The organism is Streptomyces sp. NPDC005402, from assembly GCF_040606575.1.
In the GTDB taxonomy this organism is placed as follows: domain Bacteria; phylum Actinomycetota; class Actinomycetes; order Streptomycetales; family Streptomycetaceae; genus Streptomyces.
Window position 1 is genome coordinate 14,118 of record NZ_JBEXFB010000023.1, and the last position, 19,999, is coordinate 34,116.

Annotated in this window: 18 protein-coding genes; 12 read left to right on the forward strand and 6 right to left on the reverse strand. The window is 70.0% G+C overall.

The window, feature by feature from the left end; translation table 11 throughout:
- Window positions 1-82: 82 nt before the first annotated feature.
- Genes ABZT02_RS34895 through ABZT02_RS34905 form a run of 3 tightly spaced genes read left to right on the forward strand, consistent with a single transcriptional unit; the run spans window position 83 to window position 3,654 of the window.
- Window positions 83-340, forward strand: coding sequence for a hypothetical protein (locus ABZT02_RS34895; RefSeq protein ID WP_356024881.1), 258 nt, complete (start codon window positions 83-85; stop codon window positions 338-340).
- Window positions 337-1,092: an ABC transporter ATP-binding protein gene (locus ABZT02_RS34900; protein ID WP_356024884.1), complete on the forward strand. Its 756-nt coding sequence runs from the start codon at window positions 337-339 to the stop codon at window positions 1,090-1,092. The genes ABZT02_RS34895 and ABZT02_RS34900 overlap by 4 nt, the downstream gene beginning before the upstream one ends.
- Before the next feature lie 3 nt (window positions 1,093-1,095).
- The gene (locus ABZT02_RS34905; RefSeq protein ID WP_356024886.1) at window positions 1,096-3,654 is read left to right on the forward strand and encodes an FtsX-like permease family protein; all 2,559 of its coding nucleotides are present in this window, start codon (window positions 1,096-1,098) and stop codon (window positions 3,652-3,654) included.
- A 743-nt stretch (window positions 3,655-4,397) separates the two neighbouring features.
- On the opposite strand, the gene ABZT02_RS34910 is transcribed toward ABZT02_RS34905, so the two are convergent.
- Together ABZT02_RS34910 and ABZT02_RS34915 are read right to left on the reverse strand one after the other, a co-directional pair.
- Entirely contained in the window at window positions 4,398-5,531 is a 1,134-nt protein-coding gene (locus tag ABZT02_RS34910; RefSeq protein ID WP_356024888.1) for an ABC transporter substrate-binding protein, read from the reverse strand.
- A gap of 285 nt (window positions 5,532-5,816) precedes the next feature.
- A complete protein-coding gene (locus ABZT02_RS34915) occupies window positions 5,817-6,953 on the reverse strand; it encodes an extracellular solute-binding protein (protein WP_356024890.1) in 1,137 nt (378 codons plus the stop codon).
- A 114-nt stretch (window positions 6,954-7,067) separates the two neighbouring features.
- Here ABZT02_RS34915 and ABZT02_RS34920 point away from each other — a divergent pair, with 114 nt between their 5' ends.
- Window positions 7,068-7,505 carry a MarR family transcriptional regulator gene (locus ABZT02_RS34920; RefSeq protein ID WP_356024893.1) on the forward strand — a complete coding sequence of 146 codons (438 nt, stop codon included), beginning with the start codon at window positions 7,068-7,070 and terminating at the stop codon, window positions 7,503-7,505.
- Between the two features lie 1,040 nt (window positions 7,506-8,545).
- A complete protein-coding gene (locus tag ABZT02_RS34925) occupies window positions 8,546-9,856 on the forward strand; it encodes a glycoside hydrolase family 30 beta sandwich domain-containing protein (protein WP_356024895.1) in 1,311 nt (436 codons plus the stop codon).
- Window positions 9,857-9,963: 107 nt separating this feature from the next.
- On the opposite strand, the gene ABZT02_RS34930 is transcribed toward ABZT02_RS34925, so the two are convergent.
- Together ABZT02_RS34930 and ABZT02_RS34935 are read right to left on the reverse strand one after the other, a co-directional pair.
- Window positions 9,964-10,368: a transposase gene (locus ABZT02_RS34930; protein WP_356024897.1), complete on the reverse strand. Its 405-nt coding sequence runs from the start codon at window positions 10,366-10,368 to the stop codon at window positions 9,964-9,966.
- Between the two features lie 22 nt (window positions 10,369-10,390).
- Window positions 10,391-11,845 carry an RNB domain-containing ribonuclease gene (locus ABZT02_RS34935; protein ID WP_356024899.1) on the reverse strand — a complete coding sequence of 485 codons (1,455 nt, stop codon included), beginning with the start codon at window positions 11,843-11,845 and terminating at the stop codon, window positions 10,391-10,393.
- Window positions 11,846-12,590: 745 nt separating this feature from the next.
- On the opposite strand from ABZT02_RS34935, the gene ABZT02_RS34940 reads away from it, so the two are divergent.
- The 6 genes from ABZT02_RS34940 to ykgO all read left to right on the forward strand — a co-directional run bounded on the left by ABZT02_RS34940 (window position 12,591) and on the right by ykgO (window position 16,401).
- Window positions 12,591-12,932: a hypothetical protein gene (locus ABZT02_RS34940; RefSeq protein WP_356024902.1), complete on the forward strand. Its 342-nt coding sequence runs from the start codon at window positions 12,591-12,593 to the stop codon at window positions 12,930-12,932.
- A gap of 168 nt (window positions 12,933-13,100) precedes the next feature.
- On the forward strand, window positions 13,101-13,415 hold the full coding sequence (locus ABZT02_RS34945; protein ID WP_356024904.1) for a hypothetical protein: 315 nt from the start codon (window positions 13,101-13,103) through the stop codon (window positions 13,413-13,415).
- A 539-nt stretch (window positions 13,416-13,954) separates the two neighbouring features.
- Window positions 13,955-15,130 (forward strand): FAD-dependent oxidoreductase, encoded by a 1,176-nt coding sequence (locus ABZT02_RS34950; protein WP_356024907.1) that lies wholly within the window; start codon window positions 13,955-13,957, stop codon window positions 15,128-15,130.
- A 629-nt stretch (window positions 15,131-15,759) separates the two neighbouring features.
- Entirely contained in the window at window positions 15,760-15,924 is a 165-nt protein-coding gene (rpmG, locus tag ABZT02_RS34955; protein WP_356024909.1) for a 50S ribosomal protein L33, read from the forward strand.
- A 47-nt stretch (window positions 15,925-15,971) separates the two neighbouring features.
- The gene (locus tag ABZT02_RS34960; RefSeq protein ID WP_356024911.1) at window positions 15,972-16,232 is read left to right on the forward strand and encodes a type B 50S ribosomal protein L31; all 261 of its coding nucleotides are present in this window, start codon (window positions 15,972-15,974) and stop codon (window positions 16,230-16,232) included.
- Window positions 16,233-16,278: 46 nt separating this feature from the next.
- A complete protein-coding gene (gene ykgO, locus ABZT02_RS34965) occupies window positions 16,279-16,401 on the forward strand; it encodes a type B 50S ribosomal protein L36 (RefSeq protein WP_014669332.1) in 123 nt (40 codons plus the stop codon).
- Between the two features lie 162 nt (window positions 16,402-16,563).
- On the opposite strand, the gene ABZT02_RS34970 is transcribed toward ykgO, so the two are convergent.
- Entirely contained in the window at window positions 16,564-17,535 is a 972-nt protein-coding gene (locus tag ABZT02_RS34970) for a WYL domain-containing protein (RefSeq protein WP_356024913.1), read from the reverse strand.
- A 125-nt stretch (window positions 17,536-17,660) separates the two neighbouring features.
- Between ABZT02_RS34970 and ABZT02_RS34975 the strand changes: the two genes are divergently transcribed.
- Window positions 17,661-18,344 carry an alpha/beta hydrolase gene (locus ABZT02_RS34975; protein WP_356024915.1) on the forward strand — a complete coding sequence of 228 codons (684 nt, stop codon included), beginning with the start codon at window positions 17,661-17,663 and terminating at the stop codon, window positions 18,342-18,344.
- Window positions 18,345-19,166: 822 nt separating this feature from the next.
- Here ABZT02_RS34975 and ABZT02_RS34980 read toward each other — a convergent pair.
- Window positions 19,167-19,967, reverse strand: a complete 801-nt coding sequence (locus ABZT02_RS34980) for a maleylpyruvate isomerase family mycothiol-dependent enzyme (protein WP_356024918.1) — start codon at window positions 19,965-19,967, stop codon at window positions 19,167-19,169.
- Window positions 19,968-19,999: the final 32 nt, after the last annotated feature.

Here is a 19,999-nt window from a genome sequence, read left to right on the forward strand (position 1 = left end):
GGGGTCGCGGTCCGTAGCGTCGGAGACGTCAGCCGGGACGCCGGCCGAGACAGCAGCCCAGTCCCCGCCGAAGGAGCCCGCGATGGCGACCCCCGACCCCTACCGACTGAGCGTCCACGACGCGCACCGCGACGCGCACCAAGACGCCCCCGCCCCGGCCGTCACCCGCGGCGAGGTCACCCGCGTCCTCCTCTGGCTGATCCTGGTGATCAGCGCGGTCGCCAACATGGTCGCCTCCTACGCCGCCGTCGGTGTCGCCGTGAACCTCGCCAGCGGCTCGGTCACCGCACTCGCGGCCACCGCCCTCGTCGTACGCCGTCTGAAGGGCGGCCGCCGGTGAACCTCGCGACGACCGTCGTACGGGCCACCGCGCCCGCCCCCGCCATCGCGCTGGAGCGCCTCACCAAGACCTACCCGGGCGATGTGAAGGCCCTCGACGAGGTGTCTCTGACTGTCCGGCCCGGCACCTTCCTCGCCGTGATGGGCCCCTCGGGCTCCGGCAAGAGCACGCTGATGCACTGCGCGGCCGGGCTGGACTCGCCGACCTCGGGCAGCGTCCGCATCGACGGCCACGAGATCGCCGGCCTGAACGAGACCCGCCGTACCGAACTGCGGCGCGAGCGCGTCGGGTTCGTGTTCCAGGCCTACAACCTGATCCCGTCCCTCACTGTCGAGGACAACATCACGTTGCCGCTGCGGCTCGCCGGCCGAGCCCCGGACCGAGAGTGGATCGCGGCGCTGGTGGAGCGCGTCGGCCTGGCCGGCCGACTCGGCCGACGCCCCGCCGAACTCTCCGGCGGACAGCAGCAACGCGCTGCTGTGGTACGGGCGTTGGCGGCCCGTCCGGCCGTCGTGTTCGCCGACGAGCCGACCGGAGCGCTGGATCTGCGCAGCGCGCACGAGGTGCTGGAGCTGCTGCGCGCCCTGGTCGACGAACTGGGCCAGACGGTCGTGATGGTGACCCACGACCCGGCCGCCGCGGCCCGCGCCCACAAGGCGCTGGTGATGGCCGACGGCCGGGTCGTCGAGGCCCTCGACCACCCCACCGCGCCCCAACTGGCCGAGCGGCTCGTCGCGTTGGGAGAGGGCTGACCCATGTCCGAGCACTTCCGCACCCCTTCCCACCTCCCCCTCTTCCCGATCGCCCTGCGGATGGCCGCGCACCGGATCACCGCGCTGCTCGCCGTGGTGTGCGCGATACTCGGCGGGGCCGCCCTGATCACCGGCACCGGTGTGCTGGCCGAGTCCGGGCTGCGCTCGCAGCTGCCGCCGGGCCGGCTCGGCGGCGCGGACATCGTCGTCGCGGCCGACCAGGAGTACCACCCGGACGGCGACCTGCCGCTCGCCCTCCCCGAGCGCGCCCGCATCCCGTCGTCGCTGATCGACCGGCTCTCGGGCCTGCCCGGGGTGACGGCCGTGGTCGGCGACCTCGGCTTCCCTGCCGCTCTGGTCGACGCCCGGGGAGGGGTCGTACCGACCGCCGACGACCCCGCTGCGGCCGGACACGGCTGGTCCTCCACCAGACTGCTGGCCCGCCCGCGCGTCACCGGCCGCGCGCCGGCCGGGGCGGACGAGATCGCCGTCCCCGCCGCGACCGGTCTGCGCACCGGGGACCGCGTCCAGGTCGTGGCGGGCGGCCGTCCCGCTGTGCGCTATCGCGTCGCCGCGGTGGTCGACGCACCGGGCGCGGGCGTGTATTTCGCCGACGCCACAGCCGTACGCCTCGCGGGCCGCGACGGCGCGCACCGCTACGACCTGATCGGCCTGCGCACCGCGCCCGGAACCGACGAGGGGATCGCCGACGCGGTGCGCGAACGGGTGGCCGGTACCGGGCTGACCGTCCGCACCGGCGCGGACATCGGCGAGACCGTGGCGCCGGGCGTCGGCACGGCCCGCTCGCTGCTGATCCTGCTCGCCGGTTCGCTCGGCGGGATCGTGCTGCTGATCACCGGGTTCGTCACGGCGGGCGCGCTGGGTGTATCGATCGCCGGGCAGCGCCGCGACCTGGCGCTGATGCGGGCGGTCGGGGCGAGTCCGCGGCAGATCCGCCGGCTGGCCGCCGCGCAGTCCTCCGTGGTGGCCGCCGTGGCCCTGGCCCCCGGAGTGGCCCTCGGCTACCTCCTGGCGGGCCGCTTCCACGACATGCTCGCCGACCGCAGCGTCCTGCCCCCCGAACTCCCGGTGACCGTCAGCCCGTTGCCCGCCCTCGCCACCCTCCTCCTGCTCGCACTGACCGTGCAGATCTCCGCCCGGGGCGCGGCCTGGCGCACCTCCCGGATGCCCGCGACGGAGGCCGTGGCCGAGTCCCGCAGCGAACCGCGCAAGACGTCGAAGGGCCGTACCCTCACCGGCTTTCTGCTGATCGTCGCCGCGTGCGCGCTGTCCGTCACCCCGCTGCTGACCCGTACGGTGATCGGCGCGTCGGCCACCTCCATCGCCGGGATCCTCGCCGCGATCGGCCTGGCCCTGTGCGGCCCGGCCCTGGTCCGCACGGCCGCGGCGGCCGCCGTACGTCGGTTGCGGCCCGGGACGCCCGCGCCGACCTGGCTCGCCCTCGCCAACGTACGGGCGTACCCGCTGCGGGTCGCCGCAGTGGTCAGCCCGCTGGCGATGGCGGTCGTGTTCGTCTTGACCTACACCCTCGCGCCGACCACCGTCCTCGCGGCGACCGCGCAGGACACCCGCACCGGCACGCTTGCCCAGTACCGGCTGAGCGCACCGGCCCTCGGCGGCCTGCCGGCCGGGACACGGGACGCCGTACGGAAGCTGCCCGGCGTGCGGTCCGCCGCACCCGTCGGCTCGACGACCGTCGTCTGGCCGTACGAGATGTTCGGCGAACCCGATGTGGAGTCGGTACCGGCGCTGATCGCCACACCGGACGCGGCCGGGGTCCTCGACCCCGGCGTGCGGGAGGGCGGGCTGGCCGACCTGACCGGCGCCACGGTCGCCGTGAGCAGCGAGGTAGCCGGTTCGCGGGACGCCGGACTCGGTCGGCGGATCCGGCTGGTCCTCGGCGACGGCACACGGACCGAGGCGCGGGTGTCGGCGGTGTACGACCGGGGCCTCGGCTTCGGCTCATTGATCGTCTCCGGTGACCTCATGGCCGGCCACACCACCTCCGGCCTCACCCAGAGCCTCCTCGTGCGCACGGACGGCACGGCGACGGCGGCACGCGCACTGGCCGATCTGACGGCGTCCCGCCCGGGCCTGGCCCTGGAGGACACGTCCGGAACGGCCTCCGGAGGCAAGCAGGACACCCCACCGGAGGTGTGGATCAACCTCGCGACGATCGTCGTACTCCTCGGCTACCTTCTCCTGAGCATCGCCAACAAGCTGGTCGCGGCAACGGCCCAGCGCCGTACGGAGATCGCCGCGCTGCGGCTGGTCGGTACGACGCCGCGGCAGATCCGGGCGATGATGCGCCGCGAGGCGGCCGTGATCGCCGCGGCGGCGCTCGTCTCCGGCCTGCTCCTCTCCGCCCTGCCCCTCGCCCTCCTCGGCCAGGGCTTCCTCGACCGCCCCTGGCCGGCAGGCCCGGTCTGGCTGCTCCCCGCCGTCGCGGCGACGATCGTGACGACGGCCTTCCTCACGATCGAACTCCCCACCCGCCAGGCCCTGCGCACGGCCCCGGCGGACGCGATCCGGGCGACGTGAGGAGCCACCCGGCATCACCACCGTCGATGAATTCCGCGGACATCCCCGGCCTGCCCTCCTCGAATATTTCTCGTACTTCTCGCTCCACTGGGCGCGTCGGGATGCCCGGCCCGCCCAGGCTTCGCATCAAGCGCTGCCACCGCGGATGGGGGAGTCCTTTCGCCGACAGCGACAGGACCATCTCGTCCGCTCCTCAGACGCCGCCGGCGCTTCTTGACCGGCTGCGGTGCGAACGATCCTGCCCGGCCCCGTGGGACCGTCAGCCGTCAACTGCCGCCTCCAGCTGGGGAGTTACATCGCACAGGTCCCCCGGACAGCGTCGCGGTGCATGTGCGCAGTGGCTCCGCCCTGTGGTCGAGCGGCTTGCTGCGCATGCGCCGGCTCTCTCCCGGATCCCGTAGCCGTACGGCGCGACCCCGGCCGACCTCGGTATCGTTCATGTGGACCTTGTCCGCGGGTAGCAGCAGGCTCTCGCGCAGGTTCGGCGCCCGGTGAATGAGCTTCACCGTCCGATCGGGGCGTGACCGCAGGCTCACGGTCAGCTGTGTGCTGTCCCAGCGCAGCTCTTCGACGGTGATCACGCCGTGGCAGCGCCTATCCCGCAGTGTCCCCTCAGAGGGCAGACCTTCGCCTTGTCGCCTTGTCGCCTTGTCGGCCTGTCAGCCGGGAGCAGGGCCGCTCGGCGCGGGCAGGCCGCCCGTGAAATGAATGGACGGCCTGCCCGCTTGTGACCGCGGTCGGGGTCAGGCTCCCGGGTGCAGGCCGAGCCAGCCGGGCGACGGGTCTCCCTTTACCTCACCGAAGTAGAGCGCGAAGGTCTGCTTCCAGCGCTCGATGGCGGCGCGGTCGGCCATGAAGCGCGGAAATCCGTCGAGGTTTCCGTTCGGGTACTGCCAGACGGGCTTGAGGCCTGTCGGTGGAGTGACATCCGTGCGGACCGACCAGCCGTTGGTGGCGGCCTGCTGCTCTCCGGCCGACAGGCGCCAGTTGAGGTAGAGCTTGGCCGCGGTGGGGTTCTTGGCCTGCTTCAGGATGGCGGCCCGCTGTCCCCAGGACATGAACGGCGTCGCCTTGTCGGGGAGCACCCACTTGACGGACCCGGAGGCCAGCGGTGCGCCGGAGCTGCCGATGCCGATGGCCTTCTGTCCACTGGCGACGGCGTCCCTGGGGGTGTAGCTGCCGCGGGCGAACTGAAGGTCCTGGCCGGCCATCCGCGCCAGCCAGTCCCAGCCGTACTTCCGCACATAGAGCGTGTAGAGATAGAGGACCGCGTCGTCGTCGTGCGGGTAGGAGGAGGCTATCTTCCCCTTCCACTTGGCGTCGGCGAAGTCGAGCGGGCTCGCGGGCACGTCCGAACCGACCGCCGCCGGGCCGTACATGAAGCTGAAGGCGCTCACCTGCACGGCGACCCAGGCACCGTGCGGGTCCTTGAAGGGCGCGTAGACCTGGGAGAATCCGGCCGGCTTGTAGGAGAGCAGACGCCCCTGCTCCTTCCAGCGCACGAAGTCCTGGACGGTCTGCAGCTGTACGACATCGGGCACCAGGCTGTCGGTGGCGAGCTGGTTGTCCACGCGGGCGTCGTGGTGCTTGCTGTAGTCGACGACCACCGTCAGATCGATTCCGGGGAAGCGGCTCCTGAAGCCGCTGCGGAGGCCGTCCGCCTGCGTCGAGACGTCACCGCCCGCGTAGATCACGAGCTTTCCGCCTTCCGCGAGGGCGGCCTGGTAGAGCTCGTCGAGGGTACGGGTTTCCTCGACGCTTTCTGTCCTGCGGGAGTCGGCGGATGCCGCAGCGGGGGATGCGGCGGTCGCGCCTAGACCGAGCGCGGCGCCCGCGCCTGTGACGAGCAGACGACGTCGACTGGGAAGACTGGTCATGTGGGGGGACCTTTCTTTCTGATGGGAGAGACAAGCGCCGGTGGTTCGGCGCCCGATGCTGTGCGGCACCGACACGACCAAGCGCGCTTCAAGGGCGCGGAACTTTGAACTTGGAGTTGTCGTTGGCGCTCTTCTCAGGCACTTCCGGGAAATCCAGGTCCAGAACCTTGAAGTCGAGGGTGCTCATGAGATTTCTTCCGGTGGTCGGAGCCTGCTGCGTTCGGTGGTCTGCAGTTCGCCGGTGCGCCCAACTGCGGTGATGTGTGGGGCAGTTGACGAAGAAGGTCAGCCCTGGGTGCCGGTCTGGTCGACGGGGTAGAGGCCGAGCACGTTCTTCGGGTCGGACGGGTTCACGCCCTGGACGTCACCGATGTACAGGTTGATGCGGGCCTTGTAGCGGTCGAGGGCGGCGCGGTCGCTCATGAACTTCGTGAGGCCGAGCGGGTTCATGGTGGGGTAGTCGAAGATGGGCTTGCGGCCGGCGGGCGGGGCGACGTCGGTGCGAGCGCTCCAGGTGCCGATGGAGTGTTCCTGGGCGTCCTTGGAGAGCAGCCAGCTCAGGTACAGCTTGGCGGCGGCCTTGTGCGGGGCGTTCTTGAGGACGGCCGCGGTCTGCGGCCAGGCCACCCAGGGGGACTTACGGGGCAGGGTGACCGTCGACAGACCGCTGGCGCTGCCGCCGCTGCCGAAGTTCGCGACGTAGTTGCCGGTGCCGACCAGGTCGGCGGAGTCCTGAGTGCCACGCACGAACTTCGGGTTCTGCGCGAGCAGCTTCTTCAAGTAGTCGAAGCCGTAGGCGTCGGTGAGCTGCTTGAAGTAGTAGAGGACGGCGTCGTCGTCGTTCGGGTAGGTGAACACCAGCTTGTTCTTGAACTCGGGCTTGAGGAAGTCCTTCGCCTCGACCGGAGCGGCCGAGCCCAGCTGGGTGGCCGTGACGTTGGCGAAGGCGAAGAAGAACACGCCGGTGTAGTAGCCGTCCTGGTCCTTGATCTGCGGGTAGACCTTGTTCCAGCCGACCGGCTTGTACTGCCCCAGGACCCCCTCCTTCTTCCAGCGCGGGAAGTCGTCGACGGTCTGCAGGTGGACCACATCGGCGACCACGTGGTGCTCGGCGATCTGATTGTCGACGCGGGCGTCATGGTTCTTGCTGAAGTCGACCACGATGTCGACCTTCATCTTCGGGAACTTCTTTTCGAACGCCTGCTTCAGGTAGTCGGCCTGGCCCGGCTTGTCGCCACCGGCGTAGACGACGAGGGGTCCGCCCTCGGCCACTGCCTGCCGGTACAACGCCTGCAACTGGGCCTCTTCGCTCGAGCCGGCCCGTCCGGCGGAAGCCGAAGGGGCAGCCGCGGCGGTGGCACCGCCCGCGGCCAGGAGACCCAGAACGAGCGTGGCAGCCAAGGTGCTGCGGGTCGACTTCACAACTACTCCTCCAGGAACGCTCTGAGTTCAGGCGACTCACCGAACATATCTCTGCCGATGCAGATACTGCAAGAGCAGATTCTTCCGTGGTCGAGCTTCTGGCATTCTGATGGGATGAACGAGCACCTGCTGAACGACGACGACGTCACCCTCTACGGTCTGTTCGTAGAGGCCTACGCCCGCATCAAGCCCCTGGTGCACCGCGATCTGGGCATTCCCGACGCCTGGTTCGAGGTGCTGCTACGACTGGGCCGCACGCCGGGTCACCAGCTGCGTATGACCGACCTCGCGGACGCCGTGTCCTTCAGCTCGGGCGGTTTCACCCGGCTCGCCGACCGTATGGAGAAGGAAGGGCTGATCCGCCGGGCGCCCGACCCCGGCGACCGACGGGCGGCTCTCGCCGTGCTGACCGACAAGGGCGAGGAGGCTCTCAACCGCGCGTTGACCGCCCACGTCCACCAACTGCGCACTCACGTCGTCGCCGCGCTCCCCGCCGACGACCGCGAGCACTTGGCGCGCATCCTGCGCACACTCCGGGACGCCTGCGAGTGACTCCGGCGCCAGGGTCGGTGATGGCGATGCCACTTCCTGCGTGTGATCTCCTTGGCGACGTCGACACCCTGTTCACGTGTCCTCACACGTGACCCACGCTTCGTTGAGCACCGAAGCGCCGGGCTGCGTGCGGTCTTCGACGAGGACGACGGGTGAAGGGTGCGTGGCCCGTGTGCACCTTCGACACGTTCCAGTTCGTCGGGTGAGCGCGTCGGCGATCGCGGCCGGTGCGTCGGCCGTGGCAACGTGTGTCACGGTGGCACGGTAGTCGGCGACCCCTTCCGCGAAGAGGGAGACGGGGTCGGGGCCCGCGTGGTCGGTGGGGTGGTCCGGGGGACCGGGGCGTCGTCCGGGCGCTTGTCACCGGGTACGTCGGCCAGCGCCGTCCGGATCGGTTCGAGTACGGCCTCACACCTCGTCATGGCCGGTTCGCCTTCTCTGAGTTCGGGTGCGCCGCCACCCGGCACGCAGTGTCTGCGTTGGTGGAACAGGCCTGTCCCGGCTCTCCGACCACCTGCGGAACGCTCCCGGCAGGCGGCGGATGCGGCACCGGAGCCGCCCGCGGCCTGGGTGCGGCCCTGGCCCGCGAGATTTCCCGGCGCGGCCGTCGCTGCCCAGGATGCGACCGGCGGGTGCCGCCAGGCGCTGGATCGCGGTCAGTCGGGTGGGGGAGGAGAGCGCAGGGGTGGTGTCTTCATCACGAGCGCTTGCCGGGCATCGCCGCCGGCAAGACCGCGCCAACTCCCGGGGGGACAGGCGGGGTTCCGCGTCCGCCTGCGGCAGGGGCGCGAAGTGGCCATCGCCGTCCAAAGCCTTGACCGTGGTGAGCGGCGTCGTTAACTTTCGTCAGGTCCGCCACTCGGACACTGTTCATTATTTCGAACAACGTTGGTGTCCTGGCGAACCGCTGATCGGTGGGCGGGGCGGCATGCGGTGGTACCTCCCGACGGAACAGCGCGCGCATGGTCATTCCAGGGTTGGTTATGGGAGCGCTCCCATAACCCTGTTCGGGAAATGCCCGACAGCCAGGAGGAGGAGACATGACACCACGTCGGAACGACCCTGAGAGCGGGGCCCACAGCTCGCCGAGCCGGAGGACGGTCCTGGCGACGATGGGTGCCTTGCCCGTCCTCGCCTCTGCGGCACCGATGGCCGCAGCGTCCGGCACCGGGCCCGTGACGGCTGCCGCCGCGACCGTCATCGACCCGTCGGTCACCCGGCAGACGATCCGCGGTTTCGGCGGCATGAGCCACGCGGCCTGGATCGGCGACCTCACCGCGGCCCAGCGCGACACGGCGTTCGGGACGGCGGACGGACAGCTGGGATTCTCCGTACTGCGGATCCCCGTGCCCGAGGACCGGGCCAACTGGAGCCGTGACCTCGCGACCGCCCAGCGCGCGGTCCAACTCGGCGCGGTCGTCATGGCATCGCCCTGGAACCCGCCCGCCTCCATGGTCGAGACCTTCGTCCACGGCAGCCAGACCAACGCGCGACGTCTCAGGTACAGCATGTACGGCGCCTACGCCCAGCACCTCAACGACTTCACCACGTACATGCGGAACAACGGGGTGAACCTGTACGGCATCTCGGTCCAGAACGAGCCCGACTACGCGCAGGACTGGACCTGGTGGACCCCCGCCGAGATGGTGCGGTTCCTGCGGGAGAACGCCGGCTCCATCAGCACCAGGGTCATCGCACCGGAGTCGTTCCAGTACCTGAAGAACATGTCCGACCCGATCCTCAACGACCCGGTGGCGCTCGCCAACGTGGACATCATCGGAGCCCACCTCTACGGCACGTCGTTCGCGAACTTCCCGTACCCCCTCTTCAAGCAGAAGGGGGCGGGCAAGGAGCTCTGGATGACGGAGGTGTACTACCCCAACAGCACGGACTCGGCCGATCTGTGGCCGCAGGCCCTCGATGTGGGGGAGCACATCCACCGGGCCATGGTGGACGCGGAGTTCCAGGCCTACATCTGGTGGTACATCAGGCGCAGCTACGGCCCCTTGCGCGAGGACGGGAAGATCAGCAAACGCGGAGCCGCCATGGCGCATTTCGCCAGGTTCGTCCGGCCCGGATACGTGCGGATCGGGGCGACGGCGAATCCAGCGACGAACGTCTATGTCTCGGCGTACCGAGGCGGAGGCTCCACGGTCGTGGTCGCCGTCAACAAGGCCGCGTCCGGGGTGAGTCAGCAGTTCACCCTGGCGAACGGCGCCGGATCCAGCGTCGCGTCGTGGCTGACCGACGCGTCCAGGACCGTCGCGTCCCAGGGCACGACCGGCATGTCCAACGGCTCCTTCACGGTCACACTGCCCGCGCGCAGTGCGATGACGTTCGTGATCCGCTGAGCCGCACGCCACACCGGGCCCGACCCGGTGCCGACGGTCGGCCGCACGGGGAACGCGACGCGGAGAGCCCCGGGGCTGATGGCCCCGGGGCATCGACCGGCACGGCGTCATTTCACCGAAGCGGAAGAGGAATCGATGTTCGGATCGGTTCCGTTTCCCGATCGCACTGTGTTGCGCGTTGTCGAACACCACCCGACTGTTGGAATCGACACGAGCCAGTCGATGCCGTCGGCCGCGTCCGCCCTCGCCTGGGCGACCTGGAGCATCCGCTCGAACGTGCCGTCCAGAGCCCACCGGCGAAACCGCGTATGCAGCGTGGCCCACGGCCCGTACCGCTCGGGCACGTCCCGCCAGGCCGTCCCGTACGGAACTGTCACACGATCCCGTTGAGCAAGGGCGCGGTCGTCCAACCGCTTCCCGCCCCGCAACGACTCGGGCAACAGCGGCCGGACGAACTCCCACTCGGCATCCGACAGTTCATGTCGACGTATCGCCCGACCCTGATCCGCCACTCAAGATCATTGAAGACGCAGCCTAGGGCACGGTGAAGAGGACCTTGTCTCCGTCCGTGGAGGGGTTCGCCCGTCGGAGCGTGGCCCTGACGCTGGACCCGAGCTGGAGGTCCGGGCCATTGGTCGACTCGACCTTGGCCAGCACGGCGGGGTCGGCCAGCAACACCTTGCCCTCGTGCGGCTTGCCCCGCTCGGCGTCGGTGTCGATGACCGTGCCGTCGAACACCTCGCCCACGCGGTGCATGAGCACCACTGCCTCGGCCAGGTCCACGGTCTGCCTGTTCGCCAGGCCGCTCTTGCTCCGTGCCGTGTCGCACGGGATGCAGTACAGGGCGTCGAGCACCCAGTTCGGCGGGGGCTTGTCCGAGCACGCTGCCACGCACAGCTCGCCGGTGTACCGGTCGACCAGGCGCCGCAGCGGAGCCGTGCAATGGGTGTACGGGGCCGCGATCGCCGCGTGCGTCGTGTACGCCGGTTTCTGGTTGTCGCGGAAGACGGTGTACTCGGCTTTGAGCATCGTGCTGGTGGCCTCGCTGAGGAAGGCCATGTGGGCCTGCCGGCCGGGATCGAGCTTGCGGACCAGCGTTGCGTACGAGATACCGGGCCGCCAGACGATTCCCAGGGCCCTGGCGATGTCGTGCAGGCGTTTGACCACGTTCTGATCGGCCTGCTCCTTCTGGGTCCGCAGGATCCCGGTACCGGTGTCGAGCATGATCTGGGCCGCGGACATGCCGGTCATGAGGGAGACCTGCTCGTTCCAGCCCTCCACCGGAAGCGTCGCCACGTAGCTCAGCCGGAACGAACCGTCTTCGAGGGTGACTTCCTGGTCCGGCAGGTTCACCGAGATGCCGCCGCGCGCGATCTCGACGGCCTCCCGCAGCCTGCCGATCTCGCGGAGCAGGGCGAGGGACTCCTCGGCCGTGCCGTTCTCGATGTCCCGCTGGGCGGCCGCGTAGTCGAGCTGGGCCCGGCTGCGGACCATGGCTCGGCTCACGGACGAGTCGGTCAGGTTGCCGTAAGCGTCCAGGTCGTGCTGCCACAGCAGGGCGGGGCGGTCCTGGTTCGGCAGCAGGCTGGCCGCGCCCTCGGAGAGGACGGGTGGGTGCAGGGGCACCTTGAGGTCAGGGAAGTACAGCGTCTCGATCCGGTCGTGCGCCTCGACGTCCAGCGGGCTGCCGGGCCTGACGAAGGTCGCCACGTCCGCGATCGCGTAGTACACGCGGTAACCGCCGCCGGGCCGGCGCTCCAGGTGCATGGCCTGGTCGAGGTCCTTCGAGGTCGGCGGGTCGATCGTGAACAACGGCAGGTGCCTGGCGTCCTTGTCGGGCAGGTTCGGCTCGGCCGCGGCCTTGTCGGCCGCATTGAGTACGCGTTTGGGGAAGGCGACGGGGACCTTCAGCTCCGTCCGAAGGTCCATCAATGCGGCGCGCAGGGTGTCCAGGGCCTCGTCAGACATGTGCAACGGGCGGCGTCTCATGCCCCGAGCGTAGGGCGGCGGTCACGGACCGGCGCGCTGAGCGGATCCGGCCGGGGGAGGCCCGTCCGGGCGGGGCAGCGACGGGGGAGGGTGCCCCGCGCGAGGCCTGGCGTGCGACTGTGTGCCGTGACCGGCGTGTGCATCCCTATGCACTGTTGATCGTTGGCAGCGCACGCATGCACAACGCCACGCGCGTATTCGCCGCCCTGGCTCTCGCCGGGGCCGTCCTGTCAGTGCCGACCCTCGCCCATGCCGATGACGACACCGGAAGCGCCGGGGAAGGAGCTCCTCCTGGGTGACTGTCAGACCGAGCCTGCTGTCAGCCATGACCTTCGGTATGTCGAAGAAGTCCTGGACTCAACGACAGGCAGCCGTATCAAGACGTCCGAGAACCAGCCGAAACGCAGGTCAACCAAACGACCGGACCGATCTGACGGCCACACGAACTCGCTGCCCATGGACACCCTTGCGGTCAGGTGTGCATTGCCGAGAGAGGGTTGTGACAGATCGAAGACGGCGACCAGGCCCATATCCCTCCGGCATCTGAGCCGGCAATCGTCCGAGCCCACTCCCTCGCCGCCCGCGAACCCGCAGGGCACCACGTCGTTCGGGCCGTGGTCGGGAGGCCGACATCCCCTCTACGCACGTGGGTGGGACAGGGCGCGGGGGCGGGGATCCGGCGCCGCAGGTCGCCCCCGTTCAGGCCCCCGAGGTTGGAAGCCAGGCAGCCTCCTATACTCCTGTCGTGTCTGATGCCTCGAACCTTTTCCACGTCTCGTCCGTGCTCAATCGGCGGTCGATCGCACAGCATGGCCTGGACTGGACCCGCATGGGTGCCGCACGGGGAATCGCCGGCAGCCGCCGCCCCGAGGTGGAGGGGATCTTCATTTCTCGGGGCGAGGAAGAAGCGGGTTTCTTCCTGCAGATCAACAACACCGGTGGGCCGGCCGATCTCTGGTCCGTGGACGGCATCGATGAGGGGTCGCTCCTCGACAACGGCAACGGTTTCGTCTATCTGCCCTCCCGCATACCAGCCGCGCGCGTCTGCCTGGTGCGATCAGACATTCCTCCTCAGCATGACTTCTGAGTTCGCCCGGTGCGACGGCAGGGGCGTGGGCGCAACGTAGGTATCGCCAGGTAGTTGGCGCCTGGCAGCTGTAGGTCAGCCGCCGAACGGGGCAGACCTCATGGAGCGGGGCAGGGACGGCCGTTACGCGATGGTGGAGCTCTCGGCCGACGACACGGCTGCGGCACTGTGGGTGACCCGGCAGCGTGGCGGCGGCGCGCCCCCTCGGACGCGGCCGGGTCCAGCGCAGACCCGAACCCGAGCGGTTCCGGCGGCACCGGTGGCGCCCCCGGGGAGGGCGGTCCGGTGGTCGGCGACAACACCCCGGGCGGCACCGTCCTCGCGGCGAAGGCCACGCTGACCCTGAGGGCCGCGGTCACCACGGTCCCTGGCACCCGTTACGCGGCCGATGGCACGGAGCTAACCAACAGCAGGGCGGTGAGTTCGATCATCGACGACCTCCAGCATCCACCTTCGACGCCCCGGCGACGTCCTGGCCCCTGAGTACCCTTCGGTCGTGGTCGACGACACGGTGAACTGTGCCTCCTTCCAGACGGGCCCGACCGTCCCGGCCGATTCGACCACCAGCGCCCACATGGGTACTTGGCACAGCGCGTACACGGTCCCGGGATCCGGCAGTGGATCATGCGCCAGTCCCGGTGAGCGAGTTGGTGTTGGGCGACGAACCTTGAACCAGGCCGAGGAGGCAGCAGGTCCGGTCAAGGCCAGGTGCGGCAGCCGCATGGCGTTGCGTGCCATTTCGGGGTGGGTGGAGCGCTGCTTGGCCACAAGCCCGGGAATACTGTCCCCGAGCTGTGGGCGTGTTCGAAGCGGTCCTACGGCACTTCGTCGCGAACGTTGGGCCGACCCTGATCCGAGTGAGCAGGCTTGCCCGGTGACGCCACAGCCGGCACCTACACCGCCGGCCTTGCGCTCAACGACGGGCCAGGTCCTGCGTCTGGGCGACGCCATCTGCTGAGCGCCCGGGCAGTTCTCTCAGCGCCAAGGCTTCCCCTTGTCGGTGGACGTTTGGAGACTGGGTGGTGCGGTCCGAGAAGGCGTTCCGGGAGTTCGCCGGTGACCTGGAGGGGGCTTTTGTGAGTATCGGGTCCGGCAAGCGGCCTGGGCGGGTTGCCGTCATCGGTGCGGGTGTTCTCGGGGCCAGCGTGGGATGGAATCTGTCCCGGCTGGGCGCCGAAGTGGTCTTCATTGACGCACTCCAGCCGGGTGAGGGCGTCACCAGCTGGTCTTTCGCGTGGGTCAATGCCAGCAACAAGACGGTGCGCAGGTCGTACTTCGCCCTGAACGTGGCGGGTATGGCAGCCCACCGTGAACTCGCGGCGGCAATCGGGCCGGACTCGTGGTGGTATCCCAGCGGTCACCTGCGCTGGGCGGACGATCCCACGGTCGAGATGAAGCTGTTGCAAACGGCTGAGCTGCTGGCACGTTGGGACTACCGGGTCGAGGTGTTCACGGGGGCCGAGGCGCGCCGCCTCGAACCTGCTCTCACGATGCCGAGTGAGGCTCCGGTCGTGTTCTACCCCGACGAAGCCTGGGTGCACGGACGTCGCCTCGTCGGCCGCCTGGTCGGCCAGGCCGTTGCATCCGGCGCCGAGCTCCGGTCGGGAACCGCAGTCTGCGACATCGGCACCGGTTCCGACGGCAGCGTCCGGACCGTTGCTCTGTCCGATGGAACCCGTCTCGACGTCGACGTCGTCGTGAACGCGGCGGGCCCCAGCTCCGCAGATGTCGCCGCGCTCGTGGCGCGGCAGCTGCCGATGCGCCGGGAACCCGGCGTCGTCACCCGGATCGATTGTGCTCAGGTCCCGATCGGCCGGGTGTTGCACGCGCCCCATATCGAGATCCGTCCTGACGGGGACGCCTCGGTGGTCCTCCACAGCCGCGAGATCGACGCATTGATCGACAAAGGCGAGGAGACATCAGAACTCGCGCGAATGCTCCTTGCATCGGCGCGGAATGTCGTTGCTGAGCTCGGCAATTCGCGCATCGCAGGGACACGGATCGCGCACCGGCCCATCCCAGCCGACGGATTTCCCTCGGTGGGAGCGGTGCCGTCGGTACCGGGCTACTACGAGGCCGTTTCCCACAGCGGCATCACGCTCGGCCCGGTCATCGGCCGGCTGCTTGCCGCGGAGATCGTCAGCGGGAGCAGAGACGCGTTGCTGGCGGACTTCCGCCCGGAACGGTTCCCTTCGTGACAGCCCGGACGAGCGCCGTGGGGGAGATGTGGAGCCTGCTGCCGTTCAGCCTGGCCTGTTCGCGGCGATCCACCCCTGATCCTCCACTCGGCCCGCGCTTCGGTGCCTTGCGGGAGATGGGCGGCCACCGCCGGGCCGAACCGATGGCTTCAGGGCGGCCCCTCTCGCCGAACGCTGCGCGAAGACCTGCTCCTGATCCCTGCCCACGGTCGATGAGGTCCTGGCGCTGCTTTGCCCGGCTGCGACGGAGCTGCTGAGCGAGCAGCACCGCTGCACACCGGCGATGGCAATGGTCATCGTCGCAGCGAGGAGTACATCGCGGCGTGCCCACGTCGGTGCCGCGTGGGCGGTTGTCGGTTCCCGGCCCGTGGTTCCGGCAAAGCGCTGCGGGGCCGGTGCGGGGCTGGTGTCCGGCGCGGGCTGGGCAGGGTTGGTGCGGGATGGTCCGGCCGATCACCCCGGAGCCGTGGCCGGTCGCCCGCAGGGATGAGCGGAGCACGGGAAAGCCGTCTCGCTGGGCTGCGCGCTGCGGCAGTCGGCCATCGGGAATGACGCGCTGGACCGCTTTGTTGACACCACTGTATGACATGACCGAGTCAAAGCACTCGGTGGTGGTGAAAGGAGTCCTCATGGCACGCAGCACCACGCGGCCCGTCGTCACGCTCAGGTCGACGGCCGGCACCGGCTACACCTACGTGACGCGCAAGAACCGTCTGGCCGACCCCGACCGGCTGGTCGTGCGCAAGTACGACCCGGTAGCCGGCCAGCACGTTCTGTTCCGCGAGGAACGATGACACCCGCCTTGGCCCTCGGCCGAGGTTCCGTCAAGGAGGCACCACTCATGAGGTCCGACATTCACCCCGTCCTGCGCCCCGTCGTCTTCCGCGACCGTGCAGCGGGTTTCCAACTGCTCACCCGCTCCACCCTCGATGCCCAAGGCACGGTGAAGGGGGAGGACGGCACCACGTACCCGGTCGTCGACGTGGACATCTCGTCGGCGAGTCACCTGTTCTACACCGGCACGTCGCGCATCGTGGACACCGCGGGCCGAGTGGAGCGCTTCGAGCGACGCTACGGCCGTACCGCTCCTGTCCGTTCCTGACGGCGTGAGCCGTCCGACCCCAGCAGAACCCGGCAAGGAGGCCGCTGTGAAGGTACGCAATTCCCTGCGCTCGCTGAAGGCCAAGCCCGGCGCGCAGGTGGTGCGCAGGCGTGGCGTGACCTTTGTGATCAACAAGAAGGACCCCCGCTTCAAGGCCCGCCAAGGCTGACGCCACCGCGAAGCACCTCAGCGGCCCGGCACCGCACTCGCGGTGCCGGGCCGCTGCCGAATGCGCCGGGCGATGCGCGCCGGACGGGAGTCCTCGTACGACGTGGGGCGACGTAGGGCGAAGTGAAGCAGCCTGCTGGTCCGGGCCGCTTGCGATCAATGCTCAGGGCGCGTCCGTGACGGCGGCAGTGAAACGCGTGGCGAGCGCTCGCGCCGCTGCGCGCAGTTCTGGCCCGCCCTCGACACGGAATGCGAGGGGCAGCTGGGCCAGCCATTCCTGCGCGTACATCGCCGGATTCCTCGTGCTGCCGACGAGCACGCAGCCGTCTCCCGAGGGTTCGAGCCGCCCCATGGGCGGGCGGATCGAGGGCAGTACCTCATCCATCGGGGCGTCGAATGCGACTCGTGTGGCAAACGCCCATCCCTGGCCCAGGTTTTCCTCCAGCACTGCCACCGGGTCGAGGCCGTCGGGCATCTCGAAGCCGTGGGCGCTCTCGCGGACGGCGCGGATGCGGTCGATGCGGTAGGTGCGGATCGCGTCCGCGTGGTGGGAGTGGCACAGGAGGTACCAGCGGCCGTAGCGGACCACGACCGCCCAGGGATCGACCTCGCCCTCCCACTCGTTGCCGGACTCGCTGCGGTACGTGAGCAGCACGCGGCGCCGCACCGCGCTCGCCGCGACGAGCGTGCTCGTCAGGGCGGGATCCGGACGGGACGCATAAGGGTCGGGCGCCGCGGACGCGTGCTCGCGCAGGGCGGCCGCCTGCCGGCCGACGCTCTCGGGCAGCGCCCGGATGACCTTGCCCAGGGCGGTGGCGACGAGGTCGTCGGCATCGAGGTCGGCGGCCGCCGGCTGACCGTCGAGGACCGCCATGACCAGGCCCAGCGCCTCGGGCTGCGTGAACAGGACCGGCGGCAGCCGCGCCCCGCGCCCCAGCCGGTACCCGCCGTAGGGTCCCCGGGCCGAGTGCACGGGGATGCCCGCCTCGCGCAGGATCCCGATGTAGCGGCGCGCGGCCCGCTCCGTGACCCCCAGGCAGGCGGCCAGCTCGTCGGCTGTCACGCCCGCGGGACGGGACTGGAGGATCTCCAGGGTGCGCAGGGCCCGCGCGGTGGGGCTGAGCTCGGTCGGCACCCGAGCAGATTAGGCGGTCACGCGATGTACCGGAAGTGGATTGTCCGGAACCGGTCGTAGCGTGAGGGCACTGATCTCACAGGCTTCACACGCTTCACGGTCTTCACGGGAAAGAGAGCCGATCCATGGACATCCTGCTCATCGCCGGCCTGTGGCTCGACGGATCCGTATGGGACGACGTCGTGCCCGCCCTCGAACAACTCGGCCACCGCCCCGTGGCGCTGACCCTTCCCGGTCAGGGTGACGGGGCCGGGTCCGCCACGCTGCAGGACCAGGTGGCGGCAGTGCTCGCCGCGGTGGACGCGGCACCGGAGAGGCCCATGGTGGTCGGGCACTCCGCCGCCTGCACCCTGGCCTGGCTTGCCGCCGACGCGCGCCCGGAGCGGGTGGCCAAGGTGGCCCTCATCGGAGGGTTCCCGTCCGGCGACGGGCAGCCGTACGCCGACTTCTTCGAGACGAAGGACGGCCTGATGCCCTTTCCCGGCTGGGGCCCGTTCGAGGGACCGGACAGCGCCGACGTCGACGAGAAGACGCGCAGCCGCATCGCCTCGGCGGCGATACCCGTGCCCGAGCAGGTGGCCAAGGCTACGGTGCGGCTGACGGACGAGCGCAGGTTCGACGTTCCGGTGCTGCTCGTGTGCCCCGAGTTCACCCCCGCCCAGGCCCAGGAGTGGATCGACGCCGGTGACGCTCCCGAGGTCACCCGCACCAGGCACCTGGACTTCGCCGACATCGACTCGGGTCACTGGCCGATGATCACCAGGCCGGCCGAACTCGCCCGGCTGCTGGCCGCGGCCGCCAACGCCTGAGCCCTCGCCGTACCAGGTCCGCCCCCTGGACGCCTCCACCTGAGATGTCCGGCAGGGCGCGGGACTTCGCGGGCGAACTGCGCGGCCACCTGCAGAAGTGCACTGCGCTGTCCGTCACCTTGCCTACGCCTACAAGGAGCAAGAACCGACGGCGCAGTGCTGAACGCAGTATGCGGTTGGTTGCGCCAGCGCCGGAAGAACGCGTAGACCCGGTCCCACGGTGGGAAGTCGGCAGGCATGGCCCGCCCCTCGTGCCGTTGTCGACCAGGTAGTGGATCGCGTCCAGCACCGCGCGGTGGCAATAAGCCTCCGGTTGCCCGCCCCGCCGCGGCCCCGCTGTCAGCCCGGCACCGGCAGGAGTGGCCGGACCACCGCCCACTCGGCGTCCGACATGTCGGTGGGATACCGACGCTCGCGCCCCGTGGTCTCTGGCGTTCCCGAACTGTGAGCCAGACAGTCACACGCGAGAGTGGCCGAAGTGGACCCCACTCTCGCGTTGTCGTAGGAATGCGACAACAGGGCCTCCTGGAGCGCACGTTGGCTTCGACGCCCTTCGAGCTACCAAAAGAACCTGCTCTCATGCACGGCAGCCGCCGCAGTCACCCGATCGACTGACTCCTCGACCAGATCGGGACGACGGCAGTCGCGTCGGTTCTCGTGATCGCTGGGACGGACAAATTCGCACTGCCATCCAGGTAGACGGTCGGCTTGGTGACGCCCCGAGGCCGCCTCGCGGGTTTGAGCCCGGTGCCGCGACTGACGAACCTGGCGAAGAGTCGTGTCCTACCGGCTCGAGGCGCGGCCAACCGCCCACGCTACGTCCTACTTCTCCTCCGGCTCCCAGGCGCGGAGCAGGTCGAGCAGCCCTGTGTCTCCGTCGACGCGCAAGGAGTCGGCCTGGATCCGGTCGTACAGGTAGAGGACCAGCTCACCGGCCGTGCCGTGGACGGAGGCGCCGGCTGCGTCCGAGTCCTCGCCGGGCGCGGCGGTGGGCGCGGGGATGCGGGTGGTGCGTGCGCCGTCGCCATCGACGGTGAGGCGCCAGGAGCGGCCCTCGGCGGCGTGGAAGTCGAAGGCCGTCGGCTTGTGCGGCCAGGCACTCGGCGTTGCGCAGACGGTGAACAGGAACTCCTCCACACCGTCGAGTGCCGGCTCGACCGGCAGCGGCTGCGGGGCGCCCCCGGCGAGCTGGGCGTCGTAGGTGTGCACCGCGGTCTCCTGGACCCGGTGCCGGGCGGTGCCGCCGGCGGTCTGCGGTGATTGCGACGCGGGCCACCACGTCCAGCAACCGCTCTCCGGTCCCGCCGCGCGCAGGGCGCCCAGCAGAAGCTGCGTCGACGCGTCCAGCCAGGCCAGCAGGGCCGCACGCTCCTGCGGCACTTCCAGCGCGGCGCGCGCGGCGACGGCCTCGGCCGGGGGCGCGTCGGCGGGCCCCGCGCCGACGATGGCGGCCCAGAAGCGATCTCCCCCGCCCAGGTGCTTCACCAGATCGAACAGCGTCCACCCAGGGCAGGTCGGCACCTGTGCGTCGAGACGGGGCGCGGCGGCGACCACGGCGCGGAAGGCGGTCGACCGTTCCTCGATCAGTCGCAACAGGTCGGGGAACTCAAGATTCTTTTCCACGCCGGATGTCTATCACCGTGCTCCGCTGATCG